This is a genomic window from Variovorax sp. E3, from assembly GCF_016082275.1.
GTDB lineage: Bacteria > Pseudomonadota > Gammaproteobacteria > Burkholderiales > Burkholderiaceae_C > Variovorax.
The window spans coordinates 1-6,884 of the sequence record NZ_MOWM01000245.1; the positions used below are offsets into that span (position 1 = coordinate 1).

Annotated in this window: 1 protein-coding gene and 1 pseudogene; both read right to left on the bottom strand. The window is 72.0% G+C overall.

The features are described from left to right. A pseudogene (locus BMG07_RS38900) lies at positions 1–331 on the bottom strand (hypothetical protein); the annotation flags it as partial. 28 nt (positions 332–359) lie between these two features. Beyond that, complete coding sequence (locus BMG07_RS38905) at positions 360–6,875, bottom strand: hypothetical protein (protein WP_307867291.1); 6,516 nt, start codon at positions 6,873–6,875, stop codon at positions 360–362. Positions 6,876–6,884 lie beyond the last annotated feature (9 nt).

Sequence of the window (6,884 nt, forward strand, 5' to 3'; positions counted from 1 at the left end):
CGCCGACGCGCACGCCCAGGTTCGTGCCCGCCGTCACGCTCAGCGTGCCGGCCGCGAAGCCGCCGCCGCCGCCGCCGCGCTGGGTCGGGTAGTAGTCGGTGTTGGGCCCGCCGCCGCCCGCGCCCCAGGCCTTGATGAAGATCGAGCTCACGCCGGTCGGCACGGTGAAGGTCTGGTCCGCGCCGCTGTACGTGACCTGCACGCACGCGCTGTAGCCCGCCTGCGGCGTGCAGGCCACCTGCCCCGCCATGGCCGCCGCGCCCAGCAGCGATGCCGCCAGCCCGAGCGCGCCCATCCACGCCGCGCGCATGCCGCGCATGCGCATGCGCATGCGCGTGCGCGTGCCCCGCCGCGACGAATCACTTCTTGCCGTCATCTGCCTCCACCGCCGCGCGTTCCGCCGGCTTGCCCTTCGCACCCGCCGACGCAAAGCCCAGCGTGGTCTCGTCGAACTTGAAGCGCAGGCGGATGTACGCGCCCTTGCTCGTGTATTCGTTGGCCGTCAGGTCGCGGTCTTTCAGCCCCACGAAGTTGTAGCCCGCCGACACCCACAGGTCCTTCATGACCTGGTAGCCGATCTCGACGCCCGCCGTCTTCTGCAATGCGCCGCCCTTGCCGTAGAGCAGGCCGGCCTGCACGCCGAAGTCCCAGTCCTTGTCGATGTCCTGCGTGAAGCGGCCCTGCAGCAGGTGCGCCCAGTAGGTGCTCTTGAGCAGCCCGTCGTCGGTGCGCGACCACTTGGCCGCATAGCGCCCGTTGATCACCGTGCCGGGGCGCGGGTTGTAGTTGACGTGGGCCGACACGATGTCGGCGCTGGTCGTGCCCGGCAGGCTCGCGTTGCCGTAGCCCGAGCCGAACACGCTGCTGCCGTCGAGCGCGCCAGTCGAGCTGCCGCTGCCCACCACGCGCTCCGAGCGGCGCTCGTAGCGCATCAGCGCGTTCCAGCTGTCGGTGTCGACGGGCCGGTAGGCCAGGCCGACCTGGTGGCGCGACAGGTGGCGCTCGTTGCCGGCGTTGCTGCCCTGCCCTTCGCTGTCGCTGATCACGCTGCGCGCGAGCAGGCTCCATGCGGGGTCGAGCTTGTAGCCGAAGCCCGCGCTGAAGAGCCGCGTGTCGGCGTCGTCGCCGCGCCGGCCTTCGAGCACGCCGCTGGCCTTGATGCGGTCGGCGATGTATTCGACACCGCCCGTGACGGCCGTCGACTGGCCCAGCCCGCCCGCGTAGCCCGTGCCGTTGTTGCCGCTGTTGCGCAGGCCGCCGAGCTGGCGCGTGTGCTCGATGCCGCCCGTCAGCCGCCACCGGTCGTCGAGCTTGAAGGTGTTGCGCACGCCGGTCGCCGCCTGCGCCGCGCGGCCGTCCAGGCTGTCGGCCAGGCGGTACTCGCTGTACACGCGACCGCCTTCCATGTAGCTGCTCTCGACGCCGAGGATGCCCACGTTGTTCGACTGGCTCGCCGTGAGTTCATCGCGCCCGTACAGGCTCGACACCAGCTCGTAGCGGCCGTAGACGCGCGTCTTCTCGGTCACCGCGTAGTTGCCGCCCACGGCCAGCAAGTGGCGGTCGGACTTGTGGATGTCCTGCTCGCCCTCGACGAACACGTTGGCCTGCGGCAGGCCCGGCACCGGCGCCGACAGGCGCGCGCGCACGGTCGTCAGCGTCTGGCTGTTCGCGTTGGCATTGGCCGCGCCGCCCAGCGGCGTCACGTTGTTGGCGCCCACGCTGCTGCCCAGGTTGCCGCTGTAGGTGGAGATCTGCCCGTAGTCGAAGCCCGAGCCCGAGCCGGCGCCGTTGCCCAGGCCCGCGCCGCTCTGGCCATGGCGCAGGCCCACCTCGCCCACCAATTGCTCGCCGAACTTCTTCTGCACGCTGGCGGTGAAGCCGCGGCGGCTGCCCTCGAGCAGCGCGTCCTGGCTGTAGAGCGCCTCGCCGCGCAGGGCGGTGGTGGCGTCGAGCCGGTACTCGGCGCGCGCCGAGGCCTCGGTGCGGCCCGCCGAAAAACTCGCGCCGGGGTTGTCGAAGCCGGTGCTGGTCTTGCTCGCGAGTGCGACCACGGCCAGCTCGGCCGTCTGGTGGCGCAGCTCGACGCGGCCGCCGCTGCCGTTGCCGTTCTTGTCGGACTCGGTGCGCACCCACTCGCCGGCCATGGTGGTGTTGTCGCCCACACGGGCCACCGCCGTGAGCGCGCCGAGCTTGCGGCGGTTCTCGGGGTTCTGGTCGGTGCTGGCGACCACGCCCAGCTGCAGGTTGTCGCCCACCTTTACCTGCACGTCGGTGCCGGCCACGGTGAACTTGGGGCCGCCCGCATCGACCTCGTAGGTCACGCGGATCGACTGCGGGTTGAGGTTCGCGTCGGCCGACGCAATGGCGTGCGTGAACAGCACGCGGCGCGTCAGCGGCTCGATGGTGTAGTCGACGAAGCGCACCGCCGCCGTGCGCTGCAGCACGATGTTCGGCTGGTTGCGGTCGCGCACCACGATCTCGACCTGCTCGCTGTTGTCGACGAACTCGCCGCCGTTCGCGCTCAGGTAGTAGGGGCCCGAGGTGCCGACGGCGCGAAACTCTTCCACCTGCTGCGTCTGCGCGGTGCGCGACACGTAGCTGGTGGCGCGCACGCCGCCGTCGTCGTACACATGCTTCAGGCCGGTGAGCGAACGGTTGCCCTGGCTCAGGTTGCGCACCTCGGTGCTGCTGGCGGTGGTGAAGTCGCCGTACAGCAGGTAGGAGCGGTTCCTGTCGATGCGCACATAGAGCTTCTGCGTGCTCTGCGCGTCGAAGCCCTTGACCGACGAGTCGCCGTACACCGGGTAGAACTCGTCGGGGCGGATGTCGCGGAAGAGGCGGTCGTTGCGCGCCTTGTCGGAGTCGTAGGCCGCCGTCAGCAGGTACTCGCCCTTGACCGTGCCCTTCAGGAAGAAGGCGGTGCGCGCGGCGCCGCGGCGCGTCTTGCCCTCGTCGGCCAGGCCCGTGAGCTCGGACTCGAAGGCCGCGCCGGCCGGCATGGCGCCCAGCGGCACGCCGCCGCGCCTGGTGAAGTCGAGCACGCCTTCGACGATGCCGACGCCGATCATCGGCCGCATCTCGGGCAGCAGCGGCAGGCGCACTTCCTTCACGAAGGCGCCGGCCGTCACGCGCAGGCGCGCATCGCCGGGCTCGCCGGGCGGCAACAGGCGGAACTCGGCCGTGCCGCCGTCCATGAAGACCTGCGTGCCGGGCTCGGCGGGGTTCAGGTCTTCGTCGAGCCAGCGGCCGCGATCGGTTTCCAGCGTGAGCTGCGTGCGCGCGGTCACGGGCACGCCGGCCGCGTCGGTCAGGCGCACCTTCACGACCACGGGCGTGCGCAGATCGGCCTGCGCCGACGCGGGCACCTCGACCTGGATGGCGCCGAGCTTGTCGGGCGCGACGACGCGAATCTCCCGCGCGCTGCCGCGCACGTTGCCGAACGGGTCCACGCCTTCGAGCTGCAAGCGGTTGTCGCCCGGCTGCAGCACCACGCCGATGTATTCCCACGCGCCGATCTTCCTTGCGTCCAGCTGCGTCTTCTTGCCGACGCGGCGCTCTTCGATGGCCTTGCCGTTCACGCGCAGGCGCAGCGCGAGCCCCGCCTCGCCCTTGACGCGCACGTTGACCGAGGTGCCGGGCAGCGTGTCGCCGTCCTTCAGGTCGATGAAGCCGAGCGTGTTGTCGGCCACCTGCGGCAGCAGCGCCTCGAGTTCGATCGGGCTCGGCGCGGCCTGCGGCAGCAGCGGGTTGGCGCGCGGCTCCAGCATCTGGCCGCTGGTGTTGACGGGCCGGCTCGCGAACGCGCCGACACCCGTCGCGCCGCCGCCCGTGGCCGATGCGCCCTGCACGCTGGCGGGCAGGCCGTTGAGCGCGGCGAACAGGCTGCCGGCGGGCGTGGCAGGTGCGCCGTTGCTTGCGCCGAGCGTGCCGCCCGCCGTGCCCGTCGCGCCGTTGACGAAACTGCTCGCGTTCGCGGGCGCGGCCGGCAGCGCGATCAGCGGGGCCGAGCTGGCGGGCGTGGTGCCGGTGCTGCCGCTGGACAGCGCCTGGCCGCTGGCGGGCAGCGCGCGCATGTCGCCCACGGGCACCACGCGGCCTTCGGGATCGAGGCGCACGCGCACCTGCGCTTCGGCTTCGGTGTCGGGAATGGCGGCAATGGCCGCGCGCCGCGCGATCACCTCGTTCATCACGCCGGGCGTGTCGCAGTTGGCGACCGGGAAGTTGGCCTTGTGGAACTCGCCCTTCTTGAGGTCGACGAAGCGGCTCTCGGGGTTGCCGGCGTTGCGGTTGTCGAGCACGTCGAGCCGCGCGCCCGCGGGCAGCGTGGTCGGGTCCACGCGCAGCACGTGCGTCACGGGCTTCAGGCCGTACAGGCTCCACTTGCCCTCGACGTCGGTGATGACGTGCGTGCCGTCTTCCATGTACAGGCGCACGCCGGGCACGCCGATTTCGTCGACGCCCTCTTGCCGCCCGTCGCGCCGGCAGTCCATGTAGACCTTGCCGAACATGAAGGCGTCGTCGGAGAACACGCCGCCGGTCACGCGCGCGGTCCAGCTCGCGAGGTTCGACTGCATCAGGCCCGAGGTGGCGCGCGCGCGGTTCACGGCGTCGCCGTTGGTCGGCGCACCGACGCCCACGCGCACGCGGTAGCGCAGCACCACCGACTGGTCCGCGGCCAGGGTCACGCCGGGCAAGTCGAACACCAGTTTCGGTCCCGCGCCGCCCGCCGGGTTGGCCGACACCGCGCCGTTCAGCCGCGCGCTGTTGGCCACGTAGGCAAAGCCCGGCGGCAGGCTGTCGGCCAGGCTCACGCCGCGCACCGGGAAGCCGGTCTTGTTGGTGACGACCAGCGCGTAGTCCATGAAGTCGCCGAACTCCACCTCGCGCTTGCTGCCTTCCTTGCGCAGCACCAGCCCGAGCACGTTGCCGGGGTCCAGCGGGATGTGGTTGTGCATCACGTCGCAGGCCATGCCGGTGGCGTCGAAGCCGGAGTTCACCGAGAAGTAGTGCCGGGTCGAGTCCGAGCCCTGCGGCGGCCCGGTGCTGGGCGCGACGGCGCCGCAGGTGTCGAAGGTGCCCGGCGCCACCGGGATCAGCTGCGACGGAAACACGTAGCCGCTGGCGGCCGGCACCGTCACACCGAGCCCGAAGGTGCACGAGCCCGTCACGGGCGGCGACTGCAGGAAGAACTGGTAGCCGCCGTCGGCACCGGTGGTCATGGACACGCTGCCGTCGGCGTTGAACACGTAGCTGCCCGACGACCCGCCGTACAGCTGGTCGGGCGTGATCGGCCCCGGCGTGCCGGTGCTGCACGAGGTGCGCGAGAAGGTGACGACCGCGCCCGGCACCGGCTGGCGCGTGACCGCGTTGTAGACCGTGCCTTCGGGGTCGGCCACCAGCGACTGCGCGATGCTGGCGCTCGCCACCACCAGCATCGCGGGCGTGACGTTGATGGTGTTCTGGTCGAAGGCGCCGGCCCAGGCCTTGTTGCTGATGGCCAGCCGGCTGCCGGCGGCGGCGGACTTGAGCGTGAGGCGCACGCTGAACGACATCTCCTCGCTCTGCCCCGGCGCGAGCGCGCGGCTGCCGTCGGTCAGGCTCAGCGAGGCCTCGGTCGGCAGCTTGGTGGGGTCGCTGCTCGCGAGCCCCTCGCGCTCGCACGGCGCGCGGCCGGTGAAGGCGCCCGCCGGCGTGAGCAGGCCGTTGCGCGCCTTCGGCGGATCGATCAGCTCCCAGCCGGCGACGAGGCCGTCGGGCTTGTCCATGTCGAAGGTGCAGTTCAGGTTGTCGATCAGCCGCACGTTGGGCGCGAGCGCGCTGCCGGTGTTGCTGACCTTGAGCCGGTAGTCGAACTCGTACACGCCGTTGGCCACGTGGCGCGGCAGCGAGACGGTCTTGAGCAGCGCGAGCGTGGGCAACTGCGTGGACACCGGCGTGGGCGAGGCGTCGTTGTTGGGGTTGCCGTCGCCGTCGACGTCGGGGTTGCTGCCGTTGACCGAATCGTCGAACACCGTGGGCACGCCGCCGGCCGAGAGCGCGGCCTGCGCGCGCGCCGTGTTGTAGAGCGTGGCGGCGCGGCCGCCGACGTTGAAGCGCACGTCGAAGCGCACCGTGAACTGCGCGCCCACCGGCAGCACCGCGCCGGGCGCCAGCAGGTTCTGCGCGGCGGCCGTGCCGGTGAAGGCCGCGTTGGCCGTGGCCACGGTGCCGCTGATGGCGTTGCCCTGGTTGTTGAGCACCACCAGCGTGCCGGGCACGACGGTGTACTGGTTCGCGGCCGGCGCGGCGGCCGGCGTGTAGCTGCCGAAGCGCGGGGACTGCGACGTGCCGCTGCCTTCGAGCACGTCGCTCACCTGCACGCCGTGCAGCCACGCGGCGCCGTAGTTGCGCACGTTGACGTCGAAGGTGACGGTGGCGGTGCCGTCGAGCTGGCCGTCGGCGCCGCGGTTCATGCGCGGCGCCGACGCGGCCTTGGCCACGCCGATGCGGCCCTGGCTCGAGGTCATGACCACCGTGTTCGACGGCACCGCCACGGGCGCCGCGCCGTCGTCGTAGAAGCCTTGCGCGGTGTTGCGCATCTCGCCGCTCTGGTCGCCGCGCACCTGCACGCCGAACTGCATCACCACCGACGCGTTGCGCGCCAGCGGCGCTGGAATGCCGATGGCCACCTCGACGGCCGAAGCGTCGTCGGCGGTGCGGTAGCTGAACTCGGCATCACCCGGCAGGCGGTACAGCCGCAGCGCGCCGGCCGCGGTGCTCTGCAGGCTGCCCGCGATGTAGCGCGTGCCGGCGGGCACCACGTCGCGCAGCAGCACCAGGCTCGTGGGCGCGCCGTTCACCAGCACGGGCGTGCCGGCCGGCGCGGCGGCGGCCACGGGGCGGGC